Origin of the sequence: Streptomyces zinciresistens K42, from assembly GCF_000225525.1 — a bacterium.
Lineage (GTDB): Bacteria > Actinomycetota > Actinomycetes > Streptomycetales > Streptomycetaceae > Streptomyces > Streptomyces zinciresistens.
On record NZ_AGBF01000045.1, the window covers coordinates 1 to 20,970 of the forward strand.

A 20,970-nucleotide genomic window follows, 5' to 3' on the forward strand; every position below is an offset into this window, starting at 1 on the left:
CCGCGGGCCGGACCGTTGCCTCGGGGCCGCCCGGCCCGGTGCCCGACGCGGCGGCCGGCGGGGAGGCGCGGGCCTGACGACCGCCTCGCCGCGGCACGCGCGCGTGGGCCACGGGGCTGGACGAAGGTACGGCCCGTGCAGGCGTTCTGGCGCGGCACGCGCGTGTGCCACTGCACCGCGGGTTGCGCGCAAGGATCGCCGTCAGCCGCCGCGGCACGCGCGCGTGGGCCACGGCCCCGCCCAAGGCCCCGCGCGGGGTGACCGGGGTCACGCCCACGGCCGCCGGTCAGGGCCGCGACGGGGCCGTACGAGGCCCTGCGCGTCCTTGCGCGTCGCTGCGTGAGCGGGCCCGCGCGGCCACGCCTGCCCACCGAGTCGGCCCTGTTCGCGCGTCCCCGCGCGCGAGCGGGCCCTCGTTCGGACCGCGCCCGGTGTCCGCCCGCCGGGGCGGTGCCCGGCTCCCCGACGGTGCGTGTGAACCCGGAACTCGCCGCCCGCGCTCGCCGTGTGGCGGGGGCGGGCGGCGGCCGTTCACGAACCGCGGTGCGGCGCGGCCGTGTTCAGGGGCGCGGCGGGCGCGTGCGCGTCTCGGACGGCGGCACGCCCAGGCGGGTTCCCCTGGGCATGAGGAGCAGCGCGCCGGGCGTCAGTCGCCGCTTGGTCTTGCGGCTCGCCTCGGACTTCGGCTTCTCCCAGGTCATCCGGCCCGTCAGACCGTACCGGCGGGAGCAGTGCGGCCAGGCGCCCCAGCCCTGGACGGCCACCACCTTGCGGGCGACGGTGATCTGTTCCTTGCGGCTGGCGAGGTCCGCGCGCGGGGCGTACTTCAGTCCGCCGAAGCCCTCCCAGGTGGACTGTGAGAACTGGAGCCCGCCGTAGTGGCCGTTGCCGGTGTTGATGTGCCAATCGCCGCCGCTCTCGCACTTGGCGACACAGCTCCAGGGCCAGGAGTCCTTGGCGCAGGTGAGCGAGGCGGGTTTGGGAGGCGGTCCGGACGTATGTGTTCCGGACGCCTGCGTGGCGGGCGCCGTGGCGGGTGCGGACACGGCGTGCGAGGCCCCGGGGGTCGCGGCGGTCAACAGCGCGGTGGCGAGGGCGATCGTAAGCGGTGCGTATTTCATATGAGCACGCTAGGCAGCTGATTGCCGGTGGCCCGCGCGGCACGTCGGACGGCCGCGGGGGCCCACCCGGTCGGCGGACCGGGTGGGCCCCCGCCCAGGACGGGCGGCGGCGCTCAGAGTTCGAGGCGCTGCCCCGGCACGATCAGATCCGGGTCCCCTCCGACGACGGACCTGTTGGCGGCGTACAACGGGCGCCAGGTGGTCCCGTGGCGGGCCGCGATCAGGCTGAGCGTGTCCCCCCGGCGCACCGTGTACTCGCCGCGTGACGAGGCGCGCGAGGTGGCGGCCGGGGTGCGCTGCGGCTTGCTCGCCGGAGCCGAACGGGCCGTCTCGGCGGACGAGGAGGACCGCGAGGGCGTTGCCGAGGACGACGAGGACGACGAGGAATGCGAGGACGGCGGGGACTCCGCCGTGGCCGGGCCCGCGGGTGCGCCGCCGGACGCTCCGGCGCGCGCGGAACAGGTCGGCCAGGCGCCCCAACCCTGGGCGCGCTGGACCTTGATGGCGACGGCGATCTGCTGGGCCCTGCTGGCCCGGTCCGCCGTGGGCGCGTACGCCGTACCGCCGTACGCGCGCCAGGTGGACGGGGCGAACTGGAGTCCGCCGTAGTAGCCGTTGCCGGTGTTGATGTGCCAGTTGCCGCCGCTCTCGCACCGTGCGATGCGGTCCCACACGCCGCTGTCCGCCGCTGCCGCGTTGCCGGTTGCGGCCAGCAGTCCGAGCGGGGCGAGCAGGGCCGCCCCGGCGAGGACCGCCGTCGTGCGGGCCCGGCCCGCGTGCGGGGCCTTCGGCGCCTTGCGGACGCCGGCGTGAGTGGTATCGGCACATTCGGACATGTAGTTCCCTCTCCACAGACCCGGGTCCCCCTGGCGGAGTGCCGCGTCCCGGGCCGTGGGGCACGGGAGTTCGGCGCTCGCCCGTCCGCCCTGGGCCGTGCTGTGCCGGCCGGCGCTGCCGGTCGGCGGGTGGTGCGGCGGACTGCCCGAGCGGTGCTCGATGCACACGGCCGAGGAATCTAAGGAGGCCGGGCCGCCGTCATCAAGCAAGTCCCGATCGTGCGAGGCCAGTTCACCGTTACCACCGGTACCAGTGATTTTCGGCCACCCACTTCATTCCCTGATTTCCGGATTTGTCGACCAGTCGCCCCGACGATCTGTGATGTACCGCACGCGACCAACTTCCTTGCACATCACCGGACTTGACGATGAGTAGGCGATTCCGCACCCGAGGTGACGGTGCGCGTCGGATGGTTCGATTCCGTTCGCCCTGGTGCGTGACTCCCGCCACAGATCGTCCGTTGTCATCTTCATGAGCCCGGGACCGCCCGGTTCACGGACCGGGAGCCCCCCGGCCCCGCCACGCATCACATCCCCGAGGGAGCCACCCGTGCCGCGCATGCTCGACGTCAGCGACGAGGTACGCGCCGAGATCGGCGACGACGAAGCCGACCGGCTGCTCGCCGGAGAGAACGCCCCGGGCAGTTACGACTGCACGTCCTGCCGCACCCCGGGCGACTCCGAACAGGAGCGCACCAGCACCGTCCTGTTCATCGGGGACGAGACCGCCGTCCTCGCCTTCGCCCACGCCACCTGCCTGCCCTCGCAGATCGTGCAGGTCACCGAGGAGCAGTTGCAGGGCGCGGTGAAGTCCATCACCGGCGACCGGGTCTCCGGCCGGCCCGAGGCGAACGTACCGGAGCAGGCCGTGCTCGGCGTGACCAGCGGACTGGTGCTGATCGCCGGCGAACTGCACCCGGCGCTGGTCGTCGAGCCGACCGGCCCCATCGTGCGCCCCGGCGCGGTCGGCGCCGGTGACGACTTCCTGCCGCTGCTCATCGAGCAGGGCTTCATGCCGGTGACCGAACTGGCGGACGTGCCGCCGGTCCTGCACGGCTGGTCCGTGCTGCTGGCCATGGGGCAGCTGCACGCGGTGCTCCAGCCGGGTCCGGCCGGGGGCCAGCCGGTGGCGTGGTGGCAGGCGCACCAGCCGCTCCAGGTGACCGACGGCTGGCGGGCCGCCGCGAACAAGCACCAGCAGGTGCTGATGTTCGCCGCGCCCGTGGGGTCGATCGGCCGCCAGCCCCGCGAGGACCTGCTGCGCGACGCCCTGGACAAGGCCGCGGCCAACGGCAAGCTGGTCGCCGCGGCACTGCCGCTGGCCGGGATCTGACGGCGGACCCGCATGTCAGTGCGGGTCCCCGCCCCCAAAGGTGCGCCCGCCGGCCGCATCCCCCGAGGCGTGACGTCGTTTGGACATACGTGCATGCATACGACGTTCCTCGCCTTCAGGGCGGCTCCTCGCCCACGCCCATCTACGACGCGCTCTACGCCGAGTACGTGAAGTCCTTCCGCACACTGCCGGGAGATCGCAGCGGCGAGGAGGACATGGGGTTCGTCGCGTTCGGGAGCCTCCAGCGCGTCACGGGCTCGTACGGCGGCCACCGCCAGGGCTCGTTCAGCAGTTCCTACAGCGCCTACAGCGCGGGCGCGCACAGCGCCCGGCACAACGGCGCCCCGCAGCCGCAGTGGCAGCGCGTGGCGAACCTCGGTCCGCAGGGCGCCGGGATGCAGCACGTCCCGGCCGCGCTGCCGCCCGCGCGCAGGGGCTGAGCATGCGGGAGGGGCGGCCCGGTCCGGGCCGCCCCTCCCGCATGTCTCACTTCTTCTTGCCGCCGCGCTTCTCGCGCACCCGCACCGAGATGTGGATCGGCGTCCCGTCGAAGCCGAACTCCTCGCGCAGCCGGCGCTCGATGAAGCGGCGGTAGCCCGCCTCGATGAAGCCGGAGGCGAACAGCACGAACCGCGGGGGCTTGGTGCCGGCCTGGGTGCCGAACAGGATGCGGGGCTGCTTGCCGCCGCGGACCGGGTGCGGGTGGGAGGCCACCAGCTCGCCGAGGAAGGCGTTCAGCCGGCCGGTGGGAACCCGCGTCTCCCAGCCCGCGAGGGCCGTCTCGATCGCCGGGACCAGCTTCTCCATGTGCCGTCCGGTGGCCGCCGAGACGTTCACCCGGGGCGCCCACGCCACCTGGCCGAACTCGGTCTCGATCTCCCGCTCCAGGTAGTAGCGGCGCTCCTCGTCGAGGGTGTCCCACTTGTTGTAGGCGATGACCATCGCGCGGCCCGCCTCCACGGCCATGGTCACGATGCGCTGGTCCTGCACCGAGATGGAGTCGGCGGCGTCGATGAGGACGACGGCGACCTCGGCCTTCTCGAGGGCGGCCGCGGTGCGCAGCGAGGCGTAGTAGTCGGCGCCCTGCTGGAGGTGGACGCGCTTGCGGATGCCCGCCGTGTCCACGAACTTCCAGATGACGCCGCCCAGTTCGATGAGCTCGTCGACCGGGTCGCGGGTGGTGCCCGCCATCTCGTTGACGACGACGCGCTCCTCGCCCGCCACCTTGTTCAGCAGCGAGGACTTGCCGACGTTCGGGCGGCCGATCAGGGCGATGCGGCGCGGGCCGCCGACACCGCCCGCGCCGAACGTCTGGCGCGGCGCGTCCGGCAGCACCTCCAGGACGGCGTCCAGCATGTCTCCGGTGCCGCGGCCGTGCAGGGCCGAGACGGGGTGCGGCTCGCCGAGCCCGAGCGACCACAGGTAGGTGGCGTCGGCCTCGCCGCTGGGGCCGTCGACCTTGTTGGCGCACAGCACCACGGGCTTGCCGGCCTTGCGCAGCAGCCGTACGACGGCCTCGTCGGTGTCGGTGGCGCCGACCTTGGCGTCCACGACGAACACGACGGCGTCGGCGGCCTCGATCGCGTACTCGGCCTGGGCGGCCACGGAGGCGTCGATGCCGAGGACGTCCTGCTCCCAGCCGCCGGTGTCGACGACCTTGAAGCGGCGCCCGGCCCACTCGGCCTCGTAGGTGACACGGTCGCGGGTGACGCCGGGCTTGTCCTCGACGACGGCCTCGCGGCGCCCGATCATGCGGTTCACCAGGGTCGACTTGCCGACGTTGGGCCGGCCGACGACGGCCAGCACGGGCAGCGGGCCGTGGCCGGCGGCCTCGATGGCCCCCTCGACGTCCTCGGGGTCGAAGCCCTCCACCGCGGCGAGCTCCATGAACTCCGCGTACTCGGCGTCGCCAAGCGCTCCGTGGTCGTACTCGTGCTCCTCGCCCGAGTCCTCGGAGTGGATGTGGTCGTTCATGAAGTCCGTACCTCGTCGTTCATCGTGGTGATCGGTGGACCTCCCGGGTGCTCCGGGGCCGATCCACTCCTCAGTCTCGCTCAGCGACCGGTCAGTCGCCTCGCGTTTTCCAGGTGCGCGGTGAGCTGCTTCTGGATGCGCTCGGTGGCCTCGTCGAGCGCCTTGCGCGTACGCCGTCCGCTGCCGTCCCCGGCGTCGAACGCCTCGCCGAAGACGACGTCGACCCGGTGCCGCAGCGGCGGCAGCGCCTTGACCAGCCGGCCCCGCCTGTCGGTGCTGCCGAGGACCGCGACCGGGACGATCGGGGCCCCGCCGCGCACCGCGAAGTAGGCGAGTCCGGCGCGCAGCGCGGCGAAGTCGCCCTCACCGCGGGTGCCCTCGGGAAATATGCCGAGCACCCCGCCGTCCGACAGGACGCCGAGGGCCTGGGAGATGGCGGTGCGGTCGGCGGCGTGCCGGTCCACCTTCAGCTGGCCGATACCGGTCAGGAAGGGGTTCAGCGGGCCGACGAACGCCTCCTTCTTGATCAGGAAGTGCACGGGCCGGGGTGCCACGCCCATCACCATGGGCCCGTCGATGTTGTGGCTGTGGTTGACCGCGAAGATCAGCGGCCCGGTCGCGGGGACCTTCCAGGCGCCCAGGACCCGCGGCCGCCACAGCCCGTACATCAGGCCGACGCCGATGCGCCGCCCGACGTCGGCGCCCCGCTCGGAAGCAGAAGCAGCTGTCACTTCGCGTCCCGCTTCTCCTCGACGAGCGTGACGACGCACTCGATGACCTGCTGGAGGGTGAGTTCGGTGGTGTCGACCTCCACCGCGTCGGCGGCCTTGGCGAGCGGCGACGTCTTGCGGCTGGAGTCGGCCGCGTCGCGCTTGACCAGGGCCTCGCGGGTGGCGTTGACGTCGGCGCCGTTCAGCTCGCCGCTGCGGCGGGCGGCGCGGGCCTCCGGGGAGGCGGTGAGGAAGACCTTCAGGTCGGCGCCGGGCAGGACGGTGGTGCCGATGTCCCGGCCCTCGACGACGATGCCGCGCTCGGCCGTGGTGGCGAGGGCGCGCTGGAGCTCGGTGATGCGCGCCCGGACCTCGGGCACCGCGCTGACCGCGCTGACCTGGGAGGTGACCTCCTGGGTACGGATCGGGCCGGCCACGTCGGTGCCGTCGACGGTGATCGTCGGGCCCTCCGGGTCGGTACCGGAGACGATCTCGGGCTTGCCGGCGACGGCGGCGATCGCGGTCGGGTCCTCGATGTCGATCCCGTTGGTCACCATCCACCAGGTGATGGCCCGGTACTGGGCGCCGGTGTCGAGGTAGCTCAGGCCCAGCCGCGCGGCGACGGCCTTCGACGTGCTCGACTTGCCCGTGCCGGAGGGGCCGTCGATGGCGACAATCACGGGCTTGGCGGCACCGTTTTCCACGGGAGGACACCTTCCTGGTGCGGTGTGGCGGGAGTGTGGGGACGCGAGGGCGCCCCGCACAAGGTTACTGGGTTCGCGTCACTCGTCCGGCCGCGCGCCGTCCGGGCGGGGCTCGGTGCCGGTCCGGTCCGCGCCGGGGGCGGGGCGCGCCGCCCCCGCCGGCCCTACTGCCGGATCGCCCATCCCCGCTCCCGCAGCGAGGCCGAGAGCACCGGCGCCGCCTTGGGCTCCACCATGAGCTGGACCAGGCCGGCCTGCTGACCGGTCGCGTGCTCGATGCGCACGTCCTCGATGTTGACCCCGGCGCGGCCGGCGTCCGCGAAGATCCGCGCCAGCTGGCCCGGCTGGTCGTCGATGAGCACGGCGACGACCTCGTAACGGCGGGGGGCGGCGCCGTGCTTGCCCGGCACGCGCACCTGACCGGCGTTGCCGCGCCGCAGCACGTCCTCGATCCCGGAGGTGCCCTCCCGGCGCTCGTCCTCGTGCTGGGACTGGAGCGAGCGCAGCGAGCGCACCGTCTCCTCCAGGTCGGCGGCGACGTCCGTGAGGAGGTCGGCGACCGGGCCGGGGTTCGCGGAGAGGATGTCGATCCACATCCCCGGGTCGGAGGCGGCGATCCGGGTCACGTCGCGGATGCCCTGGCCGCACAGGCGTACGGCGGCCTCCTCGGCGTTCTCCAGCCGGGCGGCGACCAGGCTGGAGAGCAGGTGGGGCATGTGGGACACCAGCGCGACCGCGCGGTCGTGGGCGTCGGCGTCCATCACCACGGGGACGGCACGGCAGTGCGAGACCAGTTCCAGGGCGAGGTTCAGCACCTCGGTGTCGGTGTCCCGGGTCGGCGTCAGCACCCAGGGCCGGCCCTCGAAGAGGTCGCCCGTGGCGGCCAGCGGACCGGACTTCTCCCGGCCCGCCATGGGGTGCGTGCCGATGTACGGGGACAGGTCGAGGCCGAGCGCCTCCAGTTCGCGGCGCGGGCCGCCCTTGACGCTGGCCACGTCGAGGTAGCCGCGGGCGGCGCCGCGGCGGACGGCGTCGGCGAGGACCGCGGCCACGTGGGCGGGCGGGGCGGCGACGATCGCGAGGTCGACGGGTCCGTCCGGCGCGTCGTCGGTGCCGGCGCCTAGCGCGGCGGCGGTGCGCGCCTGCTCGGGGTCGTGGTCGGCCAGGTGGACGGCGACGCCCCGCTGGGACAGGGCGAGGGCGGCGGAGGTGCCGATGAGGCCGGTGCCGATGACGAGCGCTGTTCTCACTGGGCGATGTCCTTGCGCAGGGCGGCCGCGGCCCCGAGGCAGACGTGTGCGACGTCCGCGCGGGGCCGGTCGGACTCGATGTGCGCGAGGACGCGGACGGCCCGGGGCATGGCGCCCTCGATGTCCAGTTCCTGGGCGCGGATCAGCGGCACGTCGACGATGCCGAGCTTGCGGGCGGCGGCCGGGAAGTCGCTGTGCGGATCGGGTGTCGCCGTGCACCAGATGCTGATCAGGTCGTCCGCGGCGAGGTCGTTCCGCTCCAGGATCCCGGTGAGCAGGGCCCCGACCCGCTCGTCCATGTGGCCGGCCTCGTCCCGCTCCAGCTGGACGGCCCCCCGGACCGCTCGTACCGCCACGGCGCTGCTCCTTGCTGCTGTACGGATCGGCTCTGCGGCTGTCCAGCCTAGTGCCGCGGCGTGCGGCGTCCGCCCCGCCGGGACGCCCGGCGGACGTCGCCCGCCGTGGCACCGGTGGGCCCGCGCGCGTCCGGCGCAGCCCGCCCGCCCGCCGAGACGCCCCGGTGCGGGCGGAAGGCGGTGCGCGCGGGACCGGGTGCCGCCGGCCGTCGGGGCGCCCGGTGCTTCGTCCTGGTCGGTCGTGATGCGAAGATGCCGGTGCTGCCCCGGAGCGCCCGCCGACCGGCCTCCGCCCCCTCTCCCGCACCTTCGGAGTGACGCCATGACCAACCGTCCGGACCGACGCACGATCCTCCTCGCGACGGGCGCGGTGGGCGCCGCGGCGTTCACCGCGGGCTGCGGCGGCTCCGGCGGCTCCGGCGGCGGGGACTCCTCGTCGGGCGCCTCCCCCGGCGACGAGCTGACCACCACCGCCGAGGTCCCGGTGGGCGGCGGCAAGATCCTCGCCGACCAGAAGGTGGTGGTGACCCAGCCGAAGGAGGGCGAGTTCAAGGCGTTCTCCGCCATCTGCACGCATCAGCAGTGCGTGGTCGCCACCGTCGCGGACGGCACGATCGACTGCGCGTGCCACGGCAGCAAGTTCGCCATCGCAGACGGCGCGGTGGCCAGCCCTCCGGCGACCCGGCCCCTGCCCGCGAAGAAGATCACCGTGGTGGGGAATTCCATCCGCCTGGCGTGAGCGGCCCCGTACGCTCCGGGGCATGCGCCCCGAGACCCTGGTCCGCGACCACACGATCTACACCTGTGTGATGGGTTCGCGCGCCTTCGGTCTGGCGACGGAGGGCAGCGACACCGACCGCCGGGGCGTCTTCCTGGCCCCGACGCCGCTGTTCTGGCGCTTCGAGAAGCCGCCGACACATGTCGAGGGCCCGCTGGAGGAGCAGTTCAGCTGGGAGCTGGAACGCTTCTGTGAGCTGGCGCTGCGGGCCAACCCGAACATCCTGGAGTGCCTGCACTCGCCCCTCGTCGAGTACGCCGACGCCACGGGCCGCGAACTGCTGGCGCTGCGCGAGGCGTTCCTGTCGCGGCGGGTGCACGAGACGTTCACGCGCTACGCCCTCGGCCAGCGCAGGCGGCTGGAGGCCGACCTGCGCGCCCACGGCGCCCCGCGCTGGAAGCACGCGATGCACCTGCTGCGGCTGCTGGCGAGCGCCCGGGACCTGGTGCGCACCGGGCGCCTCTCGCTCGACGTGGGCGAGCGGCGTGCGTCTCTGCTCCAGGTGAAGCGGGGTGAGATCGCCTGGGCGGAGGTGGAGTCGCGGATGGCCCGCCTCGCGGCCGAGGCGGAGCGGGCGCTGCGCTCCAGCCCCCTTCCGGCCGAGCCGGACAGCCGCCGGGTGGAGGACTTCCTGATCCGGGCGCGCCGCGCCTCAGCCCGCCAGCCGGACCCGTACGACGAGGGCGTGCAGGGCGTGCAGGGCGTCGTGGACGGCCGGGGCGTCCGGGAGGGCTGACGCGGCCTGCGCCTCGTCCAGCAGGGTGTGCAGCCGCTCCACGTCGCCCGCCACGCGCGCGTGGTCGACGTCGGCGCCGCCGTGCTCGCGTTCGGCCTTCGCGGCGATCAGCTCGGGCAGGTAGCCGGGGGCGCCGGGCTCGTCGAGAAGCGTCGGGAGGTGCGGCTGGACCTCGCCGCTGCGCATCAGGTGGATGCCGGTGAGCAGCACGCGGAAGGTGTACAGCAGCGGCTTGAGTTCACCGGTCTTCGCGAACAGCCGCCACTGGGTGGCGGCGAACCCCCGGTAGTGGTGGGCGTGGTGGGAGGTGAGGACACCGGGGGCCAGCTCGGCCAGCTCCCGGTGGGCGTCCGTGGTGTGCACGACGAGCGGGGACAGCAGCTGCTCCAGCACGTAGCCGTTTCGGCGGAGCATCAGCCGGGCGAACTTGCGCAGGTCGTGGGTGACCAGGTCCATCTCGACGCCGTTCTCGGTCCACATCCGCGAGCGGGTCTCCTCCGGCTCCCGCAGGCCGACGAGGTCGGCGGCCGGCAGCAGGTGCACGCCCCGCAGGTCGACGTCGGAGTCGCGGGATGGGAAGCCGTAGAGGTGCGCGCCGGAGACGGTCGCGAAGAGCACCGGGTGGGGCTGTTCGGCGACGACGGGCGCGAGGTCGAAGTCGAGATCGCCGGTCATCGCTCAAGCGTCCCAGAGCGCGCCCAGGGCGAGCAGGTCGCCCCGGTACTCGATCCGGTCCGCCCACGCGGCGGGCCAGGCGTCCGAGCCGAGGTGGGCACCCGCGAAGGCGCCCGCGAGGCAGGCGATGGAGTCGGAGTCGCCCGCGGTGCAGGCGGCGCGGCGCAGGGCGGTCAGCGGCTCGTCGACGAACCAGAGGAAGCAGAGCAGCCCGGTGGCCAGGGCTTCCTCGGCGATCCAGCCCTCGCCCGTGGCCAGGCAGGGGTCGGTCTCGGGCGAGACGGTCCGCAGGGCCTCCTGGACCCGGTCGAGGGCGCCGAGGCACTCGTCCCAGCCGCGTGCGATGAAGTGCTCGGGGTCGGGGTCGTGGCCGCGCGTCCACAGGTCACCGAGCCAGCGCTCGTGGTAGCGGGTGCGGTTGTCGTAGGCGTAGGACCGCAGCAGGCCGACCAGCCCGGTGGGTTCGGCGCCGTGGGCGAGCAGGTGGACGGCGTGCGCGGTCAGGTCGGAGGCGGCGAGCGCGGTCGGATGGCCGTGGGTGAGGGCGGACTGCAACTGGGCCGCTCCCGCCCGCTGTTCGTCACCGAGGCCGGGGAGGAGTCCGACCGGTGCGACGCGCATGTTGGCGCCGCAGCCCTTGGAGCCGGTCTGGCTGGCGTCCTGCCACCGCCGGTTCCCGTCCTCCAGCAGCTCGCAGGCGGCCAGGCAGGTCCGCCCCGGGGCCCGGTCGTTCTCCGGTGAGCGGTACCACGCGACGAACTCCTCGCGCACCGGCCGCTCCAGCAGCTCCGGCCCGAGCACGCCCCGGCCGGCCGCCGTCCGCAGCCCCTTGCCCAGGGCGAGCGTCATCTGGGTGTCGTCGCTGACGACCGCGGGCGTCGGCAGCCGCATGTCGCGCCAGGGGCCGCACTCGGCGAGGATGGCGGGCACGTCGTCGAACTCGGTCGGGAAGCCGAGGGCGTCCCCGAGGGCGAGGCCGGTCAGGCAGCCGGTGGCGGCACGCTTGCGGACGGCGGTCGTGGTCATGCGGGGCGTCCTTCCGGGGTGGGCCGCAGCAGGGGCGGATGGAGCGCGGTCGCGGTGCCCGCGCGGTACAGGGCGGCCGGTTTGCCGCGGCCGCCGGTCAGCCGCGCGGCGCCGGGCACCGGCTCGACGAAGCCCGGGGTGGCGAGCACCTTGCGCCGGAAGTTGGGCCGGTCCAGGCCGGCGCCCCAGACGGCCTCGTAGATCTGCTGGAGTTCCCCGAGGGTGAACTCGGGCGGGCAGAAGGCGGTCGCGAGGCTGCTGTACTCCAGCCGGGCGCCGACGCGTTCGTGGGCGTCGGCCAGGATCCGGTCGTGGTCGAAGGCGAGCGGCCGGGCCTCGGCGTACGGCACCCAGCGCGCGCGTGCGGCGTCGCTGCCCGCGCGCGGTTCGGGCGGGTCGGGGAGCAGCGCGGTGAAGGCGACGGTCACGACCCGCATCCGGGGGTCGCGTCCGGGTTCGCTGTAGGTCCGCAGCTGTTCCGGATGCAGTCCGGAGACGTCCGACAGGCCGGTCTCCTCGGCGAGTTCCCGCCGGGCGGCCGTCTCCGCCGACTCGTCGGGCTGCACGAATCCGCCGGGCAGCGCCCAGTGGCCCCGGTACGGCTCCTCGCCGCGCTCGACGAGCAGGACGTGCAGGGCGCCCTCGCGGACGGTGAGGACGGCGAGGTCGGCGGTGACGGCGAACGGCTCGTGGGCGTACTTGTCGTAGCCCTCGGGCACCGCGGGTCCGGGCATGCCCGGCCACCCCCCTTCATGGTCAGTACGACTATTAGTCGCATCGACTATAAAGAGTGCGCGAGGCGTTCCGCAACCCCCGGGCCCACCCCTCCCGCGCCACGGCCCCGGCAAGGCCCTCAGCGGCCCCTCTGGCGCCCTCGGGACGCGTCCGCGGACCCTCGACGCCGCTCCGGGGCACCCGCCCGCCACGCGGCCCGCCGCGGCCGGCGGCCCACGCCCACCGGGACCGGGCGGGCGCGGACGACGCACGGCCGGTCCCGGGCGAAACCCGGAACCGGCCGTGGGACCCGCACGCGCGCGGGGCTACAGGTCGACTTCCTGCATCAGCATGCCGACCTCGGTGTTGGACAGCCGCCGCAGCCAGCCCGACTTCTGGTCGCCGAGGGTGATCGGCCCGAAGGAGGTCCGCACCAGCTTCTCGACCGGGAAGCCCGCCTCCGCCAGCATGCGGCGGACGATGTGCTTGCGGCCCTCGTGCAGGGTCACCTCGACCAGGTAGTTCTTGCCGGTCTGCTCGACGACGCGGAAGTGGTCCGCGCGCGCGTAGCCGTCCTCCAGCTGGATGCCGTCCTTGAGCTGCTTGCCCAGGTCGCGCGGGATGGGGCCGACGATCGCCGCGAGGTAGGTCTTCTTGACGCCGTACCTGGGGTGGGTGAGGCGGTGGGCCAGCTCCCCGTGGTTGGTGAGCAGGATGACGCCCTCGGTCTCGGTGTCGAGCCGCCCCACGTGGAAGAGCCGGGTCTCGCGGTTGGTGACGTAGTCGCCGAGGCACTGCCGGCCCTCGGGGTCCTCCATCGTCGAGACGACACCGGCGGGCTTGTTCAGCGAGAAGAACTGGTACGACTGCGTGGCGACGGTCAGGCCGTCCACCTTGATCTCGTCCTTCTCCGGGTCGACGCGCAGGCCCTGCTCGGTGACGATCTCGCCGTTGACCTCCACGCGCGCCTCGTCGACCAGCTCCTCGCAGGCCCGTCGCGAGCCGTAGCCCGCGCGCGCCAGCACCTTCTGGATCCGCTCGCCCTCCTGCTCGGCGCCCGGGAACGTCCTGGGCGGCTTGACGTCCTTCTTCCCGGCGTACCGCTCGCGGTTGCGCTCCTCGGCGCGCGCGTCGAACTCGCGTGAGCGCGCGGGCGCCGTACGGCCGCTGCCGCCGCCCTGCCGGGCCTGCTTGGGGCCGCCCTTGGCGCCGCCGCGCGCGGAGGCTCCGCGCCCCGACTTCGGGCCGTCGTTGGTCGCCCCGGGACCGACGTCGTAGCGGCGCTCCTCGGGACGGGGCTTGCGCGGACGGCCGCCCTGGCCGCCCTGCTTCTGGTCCCTGTTGTTGCCGGCACCGCGGTGGTTGCCGCGTCCGCCACTGTTGCCGCTGCCGCTGCTTCGCATCAAAGTTCCGTCTGGTCGTCTGCGTCGTCGGTGCCCCGGCCGAGCGGGGCGCCCGGACCGTCATCGGGAGCGTCCGGGTCGAACGACGGCACCCCCTCCTGGGTCTCGGCCTCGATCGCCTCCGCCTCCGGGAGGAAGGGCGCGAGCTCCGGGAGCTCGTCCAGACCGCGCAGGCCCATCCGCTCCAGGAAGTAGTTCGTCGTCGTGTACAGGATCGCACCTGTTTCGGGTTCCGTGCCCGCCTCCTCGACCAGACCGCGCTGGAGGAGGGTGCGCATGACGCCGTCGCAGTTCACTCCGCGCACGGCCGAGACCCGGCTGCGGCTGACCGGACGGCGGTAGGCGACGACCGCGAGCGTCTCCAGCGCGGCCTGGGTGAGCCGGGCCGTCTGGCCGTCCAGGACCAGCCGCTCCACGGCCGCCGCGTACTCGGGGCGGGTGTAGAAGCGCCAGCCGCCCGCGACGAACCGCAGCTCGAAGCCGCGGCCCTGCGCGGCGTACTCGTCGGCCAGCGCCCGCAGGGCGTCGGCGATCTGCCGCCGGGGCCGCTCCAGGAGCTTGGCGAGACGCTCCTCGCTCGCCGGCTCGTCGACGACCATCAGCATGGCCTCAAGGGCGGGCCCGAGGTCGAGGCCGGCCACGGTCCGCGCGCCGGCCGGAAGGCCGGTGGTCTCCTCGCTCACGCCTTCTTCTCCTCGTTCGGCGGCTTCGGCGGCTCGGGCGGCTCCGGCGGCCGGTCGAACTCGTCGGTCACCGTCGGCGCCGCGTCCCCGTCCCCGGCGGTCCAGCGCACCGTCAGATCGCCGAGCGCGGTCTCCTGCTCCAGGGCGACGGCCTTCTCCCGGTACAGCTCCAGCAGGGCGAGGAAGCGGGCCACGACGGTCAGGGTGTCGTCGGTGTCCTCGATCAGGGAGCGGAAGCTCGCCTCGCCGAGCACTCTGAGCCGGGCGACGACGAGCGCGGCCTGCTCCTGCACGCTGACCAGCGGCGCGTGGATGTGGTCGACGTAGACCTGCGGTCTGGGCCTGGGCTGCATCGCCTTGACCGCGAGCCTGGCGAACCCCTCCGCCCCGATGCTGATGACGACCTCGGGCAGCAGTTCGGCGTGGTGCGGCTCCAGTCCCACGGTACGGGGGTAGCGGCGCCCCTCGTCCTCCAGGCGCCGGCTGAAGATGTCGGCGATCTGCTTGTAGGCGCGGTACTGCAGCAGCCGCGCGAACAGCAGGTCGCGGGCCTCCAGCAGCGCGAGGTCGCCCTCGTCCTCGACCTCCGCCGAGGGCAGCAGCCGGGCCGCCTTGAGGTCGAGCAGGGTCGCGGCGACCACCAGGAACTCGGTCGTCTCGTCGAGGTCCCAGTCCGGCCCCATGCCCCGGATGTGCGCCATGAACTCGTCGGTCACCTTGGACAGGGCGACCTCGGTGACGTCCATCTTGTGCTTGGAGATCAGCTGGAGGAGGAGGTCGAAGGGCCCCTCGAAGTTGGCCAGCCGGACCGTGAAGACCCCGTCGGCCTCCTCCTCGCCGCTCTGCGGGGGCGCGCCGGGTTCGGCAGGGGGTTCGGTGGCCGGCTGCTCGGGAGCGGCGGCCTCGGCATCGCCCGGTCCCGGCCCGTCCTCGGCGGGCGGCGGTCCCTGCCCGGGTGCGGGGTCCTGCTCCGGGGCGCTGCGCGGCTGCTCCGGCGCGCTCTGCGGATCCGCCTCGGGCCGCGGCGCCGCGGTGCCCGGCCCCCGTCCCAGCGCACGCCTGCGGCCACCGGAGGACCCGGTGCGGGCAGCGGGGACGTCGGGGGAGGTCATGGCCTCCGCAGGCTACCGCTACCGCCCGCGAAGCCGTCGTACGAGGATGCTGGCGTCGCCGCGGCTCTCTAGGTCGGCCAGGACCACGGCCACCGCCTCGCGGACGATCCGCCCGCGGTCGACGGCCAGCCCGTGCTCGCCGCGCAGCACCAGCCGCGCGTGCTCCAGGTCCATGAGCTCCTCGGCGGAGACGTACACGGTGATCTTCTCGTCGTGCCGCTCGCGGCCGCTGGGGCGGCGTGCGGGGCTGCGGCCCCGCTTGCGGGACCCGGTGGCCGCGGGCGCCGCGGAGGCGGCGGGAGCGGTGACAGAACCTTCCTGCGCGCCCTGAGCGCGCGCGGCCCGCTCGGGGGCTGCGGACCGGCTGCGGGACTCGCCCGCCACGGCCTGCTCGGTGTCGGCCGCCACATGCTCCGCGCCCTCGCCGTCGCCGCCCTGCGCGGGCACCGACTGCGGCGCGTCCTCGGCGGCGGCAGCGGCGTCGCCCTCCCCCGCGGGAGCCGGTACCCGGGCCTCGCCGTTGGCCGGGCGCCGGGGAGTGGACGGCTGGAGCGCCATACCCCCTGTCGTACGGAACAGTTCGTCGGCCCCCGGCAGACTCACTCGGCGTGACACCGGGCGAGCACCTCCCTGGCGAGCTGGCGATAGGCGGCGGCGCCAACGGAGTTGGAGGCGTACGTGGTGATCGGCTCACCGGCGACGGTGGTCTCCGGGAAGCGGACCGTGCGCCCGATGACCGTGTGGTAGACGTGGTCGTCGAACGCCTCGACCACCCGGGCCAGGACCTCGCGGCTGTGGACCGTGCGCGAGTCGTACATCGTGGCGAGGATGCCGTCGAGCTCCAGCTCCGGGTTGAGCCGCTCCTGGACCTTCTCGATGGTCTCGGTCAGCAGCGCCACACCGCGCAGGGCGAAGAACTCGCACTCCAGCGGCACGATCACCTTGTGGGCGGCCGTCAGCGCGTTGACCGTGAGCAGGCCGAGCGAGGGCTGGCAGTCGATCACGATGAAGTCGTAGTCGTCCATGAGCGGCTTCAGGGCGCGCTGGAGCGTGGACTCGCGCGCGACCTCGCTCACCAACTGGACCTCGGCGGCGGACAGGTCGATGTTGCTGGGCAGCAGGTCCATGTTGGGGACCGCGGTCTTCAGGAGCACCTCGTCGGCCGACATGCCCCGCTCCATGAGCAGGTTGTAGACCGTGAGGTCGAGCTCCATCGGGTTGACGCCGAGGCCGACCGAGAGCGCGCCCTGGGGGTCGAAGTCGACGAGCAGGACCCGGCGTCCGTACTCCGCGAGCGCCGCACCCAGGTTGATGGTCGACGTCGTCTTGCCCACGCCGCCCTTCTGGTTGCACATCGCGATGATCTTCGCGGGACCGTGGTCGGTCAGCGGGCCCGGGATCGGGAAGTACGGCAGCGGCCGCCCGGTCGGGCCGACGCGCTCACGGCGCTGCCGGGCGGCGTCGGGCGCGAGCGTGGCCGCGTACTCGGGATCGGGCTCGTACTCCGCGTCGGGGTCGTAGAAGTGCCCCTCGGGCAGTTCGTCGTAGTCGGCGAAGTGGTTGTGGGGCGCGCCACTTCCGTCGCCGGCCATGGCGTTCACGTGATGGCCATCCATGCTCATGTGTGCTGGCTGGGTCACCTTTGGGGGCTGGTGACCCTGGTGGGCTGCGAAGGTGCGCACCGCGACGGAGCCGACAGCCTCGAACCCCGCGGGGCCCTGACCCCGTACCGGCGTTCCTGGTTGACCACCCCCGGGAGAAAATGTCGACTCATTCACAAGTCGTCTTACCTCCTTGGTGACCAGGAAATTTCTAGACAGGTCAGCGTGGCACCATGCCGACGGTTGGCGACTCTATGGCGTGTCGGCGGTCCGCAGCAACACAATCCGCCGGACCGGGCAGATGTGTCGACAATGAAACATCCCGCTGTCAAGGGCGTACGGCCGTCGCACGGCAGGTTTCGCGGGTGTGCGTTTCGGTCGAAGCGTTATGTTCGAGGCGAGTTGACCGAGAGCCGCAAAGTGACCATACACACATCCAGCCGGACCTTTCCGAGCAAGGTCCGGCTGGGCGCGTACGGTTGACGACGCGTGTTGACGTATCGCCTTTACCAGAAAGTGACTTAGTCGATCGGCTCAGCCGAGCAGCGACTCCAGCTCCACGTGCTCCAGGCCGTGCGCCTCGGCGACCTCGCGGTAAACGACCTTGCCGTCATGCGTGTTGAGGCCCTTGGCCAAAGCGGGGTCGCGGCGCAGCGCCTCGACCCAGCCCCTGTCGGCCAGCTCGACGATGTACGGGAGTGTGGCGTTGGTGAGCGCGTAGGTGGAGGTGTTGGGCACCGCGCCGGGCATGTTGGCGACGCAGTAGAAGACCGAGTTGTGGACCGGGAACGTCGGTTCGGCGTGGGTCGTGGGACGGGAGTCCTCGAAGCAGCCGCCCTGGTCGATCGCGATGTCGACAAGAACACTTCCCGGCTTCATGCGCGCGACCAGCTCGTTGGTGACGAGCTTCGGGGCCTTGGCGCCCGGGATGAGGACGGCGCCGATGACGAGGTCGGCCTCCAGGCAGGCCTTCTCCAGCTCCAGGGTGTTGGAGACGACGGTCTGGATCTTCGTGCCGAAGATCCGGTCCGCCTCCTTGAGCTTGTTGATGTCCCTGTCGAGCAGGGTCACGTGGAAGCCCATGCCGATGGCGATCTGCGCGGCGTTCCAGCCGGAGACCCCGCCGCCGATGACGACCGCGCGGCCCGCGAGCACGCCCGGGACGCCGCCGGGCAGCACACCGCGGCCGCCGTTGGCGCGCATCAGGTGGTAGGCGCCGACCTGCGGGGCGAGGCGGCCCGCGACCTCGGACATGGGGGCGAGCAGCGGCAGGGCGCGCGAGGGCAGCTCGACCGTCTCGTAGGCGATGGCGGTCGTACCGGACTCGATCAGCGCGTCCGTGCACTCCTTGGACGCCGCCAGGTGCAGGTACGTGAAGAGCGTCTGGTCCTTGCGCAGGCGGTGGTACTCCTCGGCGACGGGCTCCTTGACCTTCAGCAGCAGGTCGGCGGTGGCCCACACCTCGTCCGCGGTGGGCAGGATGCGCGCGCCCGCCGCGACGTACTCGCCGTCCGGGATCGACGAGCCGACACCGGCACCCTGCTCGATGACGACCTGGTGGCCATGGCGCACCAGTTCCAGCACGCCGGCGGGGGTGATGGCCACCCGGAACTCGTTGTTCTTGACCTCGCGGGGGATGCCGACCTTCACGTCGATCACGGTCCTTGGCTCAGAGGGTGAGGGCATTGCACTACATACCCGGGCATGCGGGGCACACCAGGAGACACCGCAGGAGAAGGTGCGGCAGAGCCAGTCTAATGAAGGTTTTCCCGCTGTCTAGCCTTTCATTGCATCAATCTTCTTTGGATGCACTACGGATTTCGCAGGCGTTTGGACCCTGATCCGGCTGTGAAGCGCCGACTTCGGGTCCCGGCCCGGCCGCTCCGGACTCCTCGGCCGCCGAGCCGCACGGTGGCTCCTCCTTCAGCATCCGCTCGGCGGCGCCCCGGTGCAGCTCGGCGGACGAGGGATCGCCGAGCCGGTCCAGGGTGTCGGCGAGACGCAGATACAGGGCCCCCTGAAGCCGCGGGTCGTCGGCGCGGCGGGCCAGCTCCACCGCCTCCTGGCAGGTGCGCAGCGAGTCCTCGGGACGGCCGGCGTACTCCTGGACACGGGCCAGTTCGCTCAGCGCGCGGGCGTGTCCGGCGATGTCGCCGTTCTTGCGGTGCACGGCGACGGCGGACCGCCAGCCGCGCTGCGCCTCGCCGTACCGGCCCGCGTAGGTGGCGGCCTCGGCGCCGCGGGCGTACAGCCGTGCGGCGTCCGCGCGCTCACCGCGGGCCAGCCGCTCGGCGAGGGCGCGGCCGAACCAGTCGGCGGCCCGGTCGAAGTCCCCGAGCTCCAGATGCGCACCGCCTACGGATTCCATCGCGCGCCCGGTCGCGTACGGGTCGTTTCCCTCGCGTCCGGCGTCCAGCGCGGCCCGGAACCGTGCCAGGGCGTCGCGGGTACGCCCGGTCCTGGCGTCGAGGTCGCCGAGGTTCAGCAGCGCCGCCGCCTTCTCGCGCGGCAGCCTCCGGCGCTCGGCCACGTCCAGGACCAGGCCGTGGACGTCGTACAGGTCCCCGGCCGCCGCCTGGGTGCCGAAGTGCGCCACCATCGCCCTGACCAGCTGGGACATCAGCCGTCTGGCGAGGGTGTCCAGCTCTCCGTCGGCGACCGCGGCACGGGCCGAGGCCAGCAGGGCGGGTCTGCGGATGCTCAGCCAGTCGGCGGCCGCGCGCGGGTTGGGGAAGCGCAGGGCGCGGGGCACGCCGAGGAGCTTGTGCCGGGTCTCCGGGCTGTCGGTCTCGGTGATGGCCCGGCACGACTGGAGCAGCCGTACGGTGCGCTCCAGCATCCGCGCGCGGGCGAGCTGGAGTTCGGCGGGGCGGTCCTGGGTCTCGGTGAGGGCCTTGAGCAGCGGGTGCAGGCAGGCCGGGACCTCGTACTGCGGCAGCGGGGAGGCGACGGAGCGCAGCAGTCCGAGGGCGACGAGGTCGTCGAGGGTCGTGTGGGCGCCGTCGACCGAGCAGCCGGCGAGCGCGGAGGCGGTGTGGGGGTCGACGAGACCGGCCGGGGCGAGGGAGAGCAGCCGCAGTATCCGGGCCGCGGGGGCGGGCAGGGCGGCGTGCACGAGACCGAAGACCCGGCGCAGCGGCGAGCCGTCCTCCCCCTCGGCGTGCAACTGCTTGGCGAGGTCGGCGACGGCGGCCTTGGGGCGGGCGGCGAGCCAGCCCCCGGCGAGCGTCAGGGCGGCCGGCTGCCCCTGGCAGGTCTCGACCAGGCCCTCGGCGGCCCGCGGATCGACGGTGATGCGCACGGAGCCGGCGCGCCGGGCGAGCAGTTCGACCGCGGACTTGGTGTCCAGACCGCCGAGGGTACAGGGCCGTACGTCCGAGATCCCGGTCAGCGGGCCGTCGGACACGGCGACGGCCAGGCAGTCGGGGGTGTCCGGCAGCAGCGCGTCGACCTGCTCGGCCTCGGCCGCGTCGTCGAGCAGCAGCAGGGCCCTGCGGTCGGCGAGGGCCTCGCGCAGGGCGGCGGTGAGGTCGTCCTCGGCGGCGCCCGCCGGGGCGGGCCGGTCCAGGGCGGTGAGCAGCGCGCGGGCGGCGCGACCGACGGGGACCGGGGTGCCGTCGGGCTCGCTGAGGCGGGCGCGCAGCACGCCGTCGGGGTAGCGGCCGGCGACCTGGCGTGCGAGTTCCTCGGCGAGTGCGGTGCGGCCCGAGCCGGGGCGGCCCGCGATGAGCAGCACGCGCGCGCGGGGGGCCTTGCGGCCGGCGATGGTGTCCAGTCCGGCGCGCTCGATGTCGGCGCGCAGCTCCTTCAGCTCACGTGTCCGGCCGAGGAACTGGTTCCGGCCGGAGGTGTGTGCCGACACCCGCACGCCGCCTGTGTCCACCGCCTGATCCGTCACGGGCCACACTCCCGTCCCACGCACGCGCAAGCCCGCCGGGACTCCGGTTCGGGCGTGGTC

At 73.5% G+C, this 20,970-nt stretch carries 21 protein-coding genes; 4 read left to right on the plus strand and 17 right to left on the minus strand.

What is annotated here, in order from left to right; genetic code table 11:
- Positions 1 to 560: 560 nt before the first annotated feature.
- Together SZN_RS15760 and SZN_RS15765 are read right to left on the minus strand one after the other, a co-directional pair.
- Positions 561 to 1,121, minus strand: coding sequence for a transglycosylase family protein (locus SZN_RS15760; protein WP_007496079.1), 561 nt, complete (start codon positions 1,119 to 1,121; stop codon positions 561 to 563).
- Positions 1,122 to 1,234: 113 nt separating this feature from the next.
- The gene (locus SZN_RS15765; RefSeq protein ID WP_007496081.1) at positions 1,235 to 1,957 is read right to left on the minus strand and encodes a LysM peptidoglycan-binding domain-containing protein; all 723 of its coding nucleotides are present in this window, start codon (positions 1,955 to 1,957) and stop codon (positions 1,235 to 1,237) included.
- Between the two features lie 550 nt (positions 1,958 to 2,507).
- Between SZN_RS15765 and SZN_RS15770 the strand changes: the two genes are divergently transcribed.
- Both SZN_RS15770 and SZN_RS15775 read left to right on the plus strand, forming a co-directional pair.
- Positions 2,508 to 3,290 (plus strand): hypothetical protein, encoded by a 783-nt coding sequence (locus SZN_RS15770; RefSeq protein WP_007496084.1) that lies wholly within the window; start codon positions 2,508 to 2,510, stop codon positions 3,288 to 3,290.
- Positions 3,291 to 3,379: 89 nt separating this feature from the next.
- A complete protein-coding gene (locus SZN_RS15775) occupies positions 3,380 to 3,730 on the plus strand; it encodes a hypothetical protein (RefSeq protein WP_007496087.1) in 351 nt (116 codons plus the stop codon).
- Between the two features lie 46 nt (positions 3,731 to 3,776).
- On the opposite strand, the gene der is transcribed toward SZN_RS15775, so the two are convergent.
- The 5 genes from der to aroH form a co-directional block, all read right to left on the minus strand.
- A complete protein-coding gene (gene der, locus SZN_RS15780) occupies positions 3,777 to 5,264 on the minus strand; it encodes a ribosome biogenesis GTPase Der (RefSeq protein ID WP_007496089.1) in 1,488 nt (495 codons plus the stop codon).
- Positions 5,265 to 5,344: 80 nt separating this feature from the next.
- Positions 5,345 to 5,932 carry a lysophospholipid acyltransferase family protein gene (locus SZN_RS15785; protein ID WP_050815069.1) on the minus strand — a complete coding sequence of 196 codons (588 nt, stop codon included), beginning with the start codon at positions 5,930 to 5,932 and terminating at the stop codon, positions 5,345 to 5,347.
- Positions 5,933 to 5,991: 59 nt separating this feature from the next.
- Positions 5,992 to 6,678, minus strand: a complete 687-nt coding sequence (cmk, locus tag SZN_RS15790) for a (d)CMP kinase (RefSeq protein WP_007496093.1) — start codon at positions 6,676 to 6,678, stop codon at positions 5,992 to 5,994.
- Between the two features lie 164 nt (positions 6,679 to 6,842).
- Entirely contained in the window at positions 6,843 to 7,928 is a 1,086-nt protein-coding gene (locus tag SZN_RS15795; protein ID WP_007496095.1) for a prephenate dehydrogenase, read from the minus strand.
- Entirely contained in the window at positions 7,925 to 8,284 is a 360-nt protein-coding gene (gene aroH / locus SZN_RS15800) for a chorismate mutase (protein WP_007496097.1), read from the minus strand. The genes SZN_RS15795 and aroH overlap by 4 nt, the downstream gene beginning before the upstream one ends.
- A 322-nt stretch (positions 8,285 to 8,606) precedes the next feature.
- Here aroH and SZN_RS15805 point away from each other — a divergent pair, with 322 nt between their 5' ends.
- Both SZN_RS15805 and SZN_RS15810 read left to right on the plus strand, forming a co-directional pair.
- Positions 8,607 to 9,023, plus strand: coding sequence for a Rieske (2Fe-2S) protein (locus SZN_RS15805; RefSeq protein WP_007496099.1), 417 nt, complete (start codon positions 8,607 to 8,609; stop codon positions 9,021 to 9,023).
- Between the two features lie 22 nt (positions 9,024 to 9,045).
- Entirely contained in the window at positions 9,046 to 9,798 is a 753-nt protein-coding gene (locus tag SZN_RS15810; protein WP_007496101.1) for a nucleotidyltransferase domain-containing protein, read from the plus strand.
- Here SZN_RS15810 and SZN_RS15815 read toward each other — a convergent pair.
- The 10 genes from SZN_RS15815 to SZN_RS15865 all read right to left on the minus strand — a co-directional run bounded on the left by SZN_RS15815 (position 9,715) and on the right by SZN_RS15865 (position 20,910).
- Positions 9,715 to 10,473: a nucleotidyltransferase domain-containing protein gene (locus SZN_RS15815; RefSeq protein ID WP_007496103.1), complete on the minus strand. Its 759-nt coding sequence runs from the start codon at positions 10,471 to 10,473 to the stop codon at positions 9,715 to 9,717. The genes SZN_RS15810 and SZN_RS15815 overlap by 84 nt on opposite strands.
- 3 nt (positions 10,474 to 10,476) lie before the next feature.
- Positions 10,477 to 11,499 (minus strand): ADP-ribosylglycohydrolase family protein, encoded by a 1,023-nt coding sequence (locus SZN_RS15820; RefSeq protein ID WP_007496105.1) that lies wholly within the window; start codon positions 11,497 to 11,499, stop codon positions 10,477 to 10,479.
- A complete protein-coding gene (locus SZN_RS15825; protein ID WP_007496107.1) occupies positions 11,496 to 12,233 on the minus strand; it encodes an NUDIX hydrolase in 738 nt (245 codons plus the stop codon). The genes SZN_RS15820 and SZN_RS15825 overlap by 4 nt, the downstream gene beginning before the upstream one ends.
- 306 nt (positions 12,234 to 12,539) lie before the next feature.
- Positions 12,540 to 13,616 (minus strand): pseudouridine synthase, encoded by a 1,077-nt coding sequence (locus tag SZN_RS15835; protein ID WP_007496109.1) that lies wholly within the window; start codon positions 13,614 to 13,616, stop codon positions 12,540 to 12,542.
- Entirely contained in the window at positions 13,616 to 14,299 is a 684-nt protein-coding gene (gene scpB, locus SZN_RS15840) for an SMC-Scp complex subunit ScpB (protein WP_007496112.1), read from the minus strand. Before scpB ends, SZN_RS15835 begins: the two co-directional genes overlap by 1 nt.
- Positions 14,296 to 15,411 carry a segregation and condensation protein A gene (locus SZN_RS15845; RefSeq protein ID WP_007496113.1) on the minus strand — a complete coding sequence of 372 codons (1,116 nt, stop codon included), beginning with the start codon at positions 15,409 to 15,411 and terminating at the stop codon, positions 14,296 to 14,298. The genes scpB and SZN_RS15845 overlap by 4 nt, the downstream gene beginning before the upstream one ends.
- A gap of 18 nt (positions 15,412 to 15,429) precedes the next feature.
- Positions 15,430 to 16,026 (minus strand): hypothetical protein, encoded by a 597-nt coding sequence (locus SZN_RS15850; protein WP_043730953.1) that lies wholly within the window; start codon positions 16,024 to 16,026, stop codon positions 15,430 to 15,432.
- Positions 16,011 to 17,033 (minus strand): ParA family protein, encoded by a 1,023-nt coding sequence (locus tag SZN_RS15855; protein WP_086021394.1) that lies wholly within the window; start codon positions 17,031 to 17,033, stop codon positions 16,011 to 16,013. Before SZN_RS15855 ends, SZN_RS15850 begins: the two co-directional genes overlap by 16 nt.
- Positions 17,034 to 17,546: 513 nt before the next feature.
- Positions 17,547 to 18,671, minus strand: coding sequence for an alanine dehydrogenase (ald, locus tag SZN_RS15860; RefSeq protein WP_043730959.1), 1,125 nt, complete (start codon positions 18,669 to 18,671; stop codon positions 17,547 to 17,549).
- Positions 18,672 to 18,804: 133 nt separating this feature from the next.
- Positions 18,805 to 20,910: a tetratricopeptide repeat protein gene (locus SZN_RS15865; RefSeq protein ID WP_043730962.1), complete on the minus strand. Its 2,106-nt coding sequence runs from the start codon at positions 20,908 to 20,910 to the stop codon at positions 18,805 to 18,807.
- Between the last annotated feature and the right edge of the window lie 60 nt (positions 20,911 to 20,970).